Genomic DNA, 2,242 nt, shown 5'->3' with positions numbered 1-2,242 from the left:
ACGCGGCCGCCGCAACCGCGGCGATGCCGGCCCAGACGCGGCGCCATCGCGCGGACGCCGCATGGCTCGTCGTGCTGTACGGCATGCCGGGCTTCGGCTACATCATCACCGCGACGTTCCTGCCGGTGATCGCGCGCGCCGCGCTGCCGGCCGGTTCGCCGTGGCCCGATCTGTTCTGGCCGATGTTCGGCGCGGCGCTGATCGTCGGCGCGATTACCGCCGCGAGGCTGCCCGGCCACTGGGACAACCGGCTGCTGCTGGCCGCCGGCTGCGCGACGCAGGCGCTCGGCATTGCCGCCGGGATCGTGTGGCCGAACGCGGCCGGCTTCTCGATCGGCAGCGCGCTGCTCGGCCTGCCGTTTACCGCGATCACGCTGTTCGCGATGCGCGAGGCGCGGCGTTTGCATGGCGAGCGGGCCGCCGGGCTGATGGGCTATGCGACCGCGTCGTACGGGGTCGGGCAGATTCTCGGCCCGCTCGTCGCGGCGCCGCTGGCCGCGCGCTTCGGGTCGTTTTCCCCCGCGCTGTGGGTCGCGGTAGCTGCGCTGCTGCTGGGCGCCGCCGGCTTTGCGGCGACCGCCGCAGGAAGGCGCCTGCAACCCTGATTTCGGCGGGGCCGGATCGTCTGCGGCACGGGCAAACTCGCTAGAATGAAGCCTTTCCCGCGCCGAGCGGGTGCGCGGGCAGCCGGCAGACGGCCGTCCGGCGCCTGCCAGATCTCCATCGATGACCACCGCCGATTACCGCTTTTGCCCGCGCTGCGCGAGCCCGCTCACCGAGCGCGCCGATCCCGACCATGAAGGCGGCCGCATTCGCCAGGCGTGCCCCGACGACAGCTGCGGCTATGTCCACTGGAACAACCCGCTGCCCGTCGTCGCCGCGATCGTCGAGCTCGACGGCAAGATCCTGCTCGCGCGCAACGCGGCCTGGCCCGAAGGCATGTTCGCGCTGATCACCGGCTTCCTCGAGAACGGCGAGACGCCCGAGGACGGCATCGCGCGCGAGGTGTTCGAGGAAACGGCGCTGAAGGCCGAGCAGGTGTCGCTCGTCGGCGTCTACGAATTCATCCGCAAGAACGAGCTGATCATCGCGTACCACGTGCGTGCATCGGGCACCGTCGCGCTGTCGCCGGAACTGCTCGAATACAAGCTCGTCGATCCGCCGCTGCTGCGCCCGTGGCGCGCCGGCACGGGCATCGCGCTCGCCGACTGGATGCGGGCGCGCGGCCTCGATTTCGAATTCGTCGACCGGCCGGGGCAGTGACAGGCCGGCCCGTCAGCAGGGCTGCATCCGCCGTGCCGCGAGCGATCGCGGCGCGGCGTTCCGCTTCTTGCCGGTGCGCCGTGTCCAGCGGCTGCCGCGCGTCGTCCTCATCGCTTCCATCGTCCTGACCGCCATCGCCATGTCCGACAAGCCGCAACCGCGTCCGCGCGACGCCTATCGCCACTTCCTGCCGATCACGACCCGCTGGATGGACAACGACGTCTACGGGCACGTGAACAACGTCGTGTACTACAGCTACTTCGACACGGTCGTGAACGAGTACCTGATCCGCGCGGGCGCGCTCGACGTCGAGCACGGGCAGACGATCGGCCTCGTGGTCGAGACGCAGTGCAACTACTTCGCGCCGCTCGTGTTCCCGCAGTCGGTCGATGCCGGGCTGCGGGTCGTGAAGCTCGGCACGTCGAGCGTGCGCTACGAGGTCGGGCTGTTCGCACAGGGCGACGCGTCGCCCGCCGCGCAGGGGCATTTCGTGCACGTGTACGTCGATCGCGCCACGCGCCGGCCGGTGCCGCTGCCCGACGCGCTGCGCGCCGCGCTCGAGCCGCTCGCGGCCTGACTTCGCAGTGCACGCGTTCGCGCTCCAGGCCTTCAACGGCCTCAGCTACGGCTTGCTGCTGTTCATGCTGTCGGCCGGACTCACGCTGATCTTCAGCGTGCAGGGCGTGCTCAATTTCGCGCATGCGAGCTTCTACATGCTCGGCGCCTATGTCGGCTACAGCATCGCGGCCGGCGCGGGCTTCTGGCCCGCGCTGGTGCTCGCGCCGCTCGCGATCGGACTGCTCGGCGCCGGTTGCGAACGCATGTTGCTGCGCCGCGTGCAGGCGCGCGGCCATACGAGCGAACTGCTGCTGACCTTCGGCCTCGCGTACCTGATCGGCGAGGGCGCGAAACTCGTGTGGGGCCTCGCGCCGCTGCCGGCACCCGTGCCGGCGCTGTTCGACGGCGCGCCCGTGACCGA

Annotated in this window: 3 protein-coding genes and 1 pseudogene; all 4 read left to right on the top strand. The window is 70.8% G+C overall.

All coding sequences use genetic code 11. The features are described from left to right. Positions 1-605 (top strand): YbfB/YjiJ family MFS transporter (locus tag G3O00_RS42035; RefSeq protein WP_241025602.1); only part of this gene is annotated, 605 nt, incomplete at its 5' end. A 121-nt stretch (positions 606-726) separates the two neighbouring features. Next, positions 727-1,263 carry an NUDIX domain-containing protein gene (locus tag G3O00_RS42030; protein WP_011351722.1) on the top strand — a complete coding sequence of 179 codons (537 nt, stop codon included), beginning with the start codon at positions 727-729 and terminating at the stop codon, positions 1,261-1,263. Positions 1,264-1,402: 139 nt separating this feature from the next. Continuing rightward, the gene (locus G3O00_RS42025; protein ID WP_011351723.1) at positions 1,403-1,840 is read left to right on the top strand and encodes a thioesterase family protein; all 438 of its coding nucleotides are present in this window, start codon (positions 1,403-1,405) and stop codon (positions 1,838-1,840) included. A 7-nt stretch (positions 1,841-1,847) separates the two neighbouring features. Next, positions 1,848-2,242, top strand: a pseudogene (locus G3O00_RS42020) (branched-chain amino acid ABC transporter permease); the annotation flags it as partial.

This window comes from Burkholderia sp. Ac-20384, assembly GCF_017104605.1.
GTDB classification, from domain to species: Bacteria; Pseudomonadota; Gammaproteobacteria; order Burkholderiales; family Burkholderiaceae; genus Burkholderia; species Burkholderia lata.
Note: the sequence above shows the minus strand (reverse complement) of the source record. Positions and strands in the feature narration are given on the sequence as shown.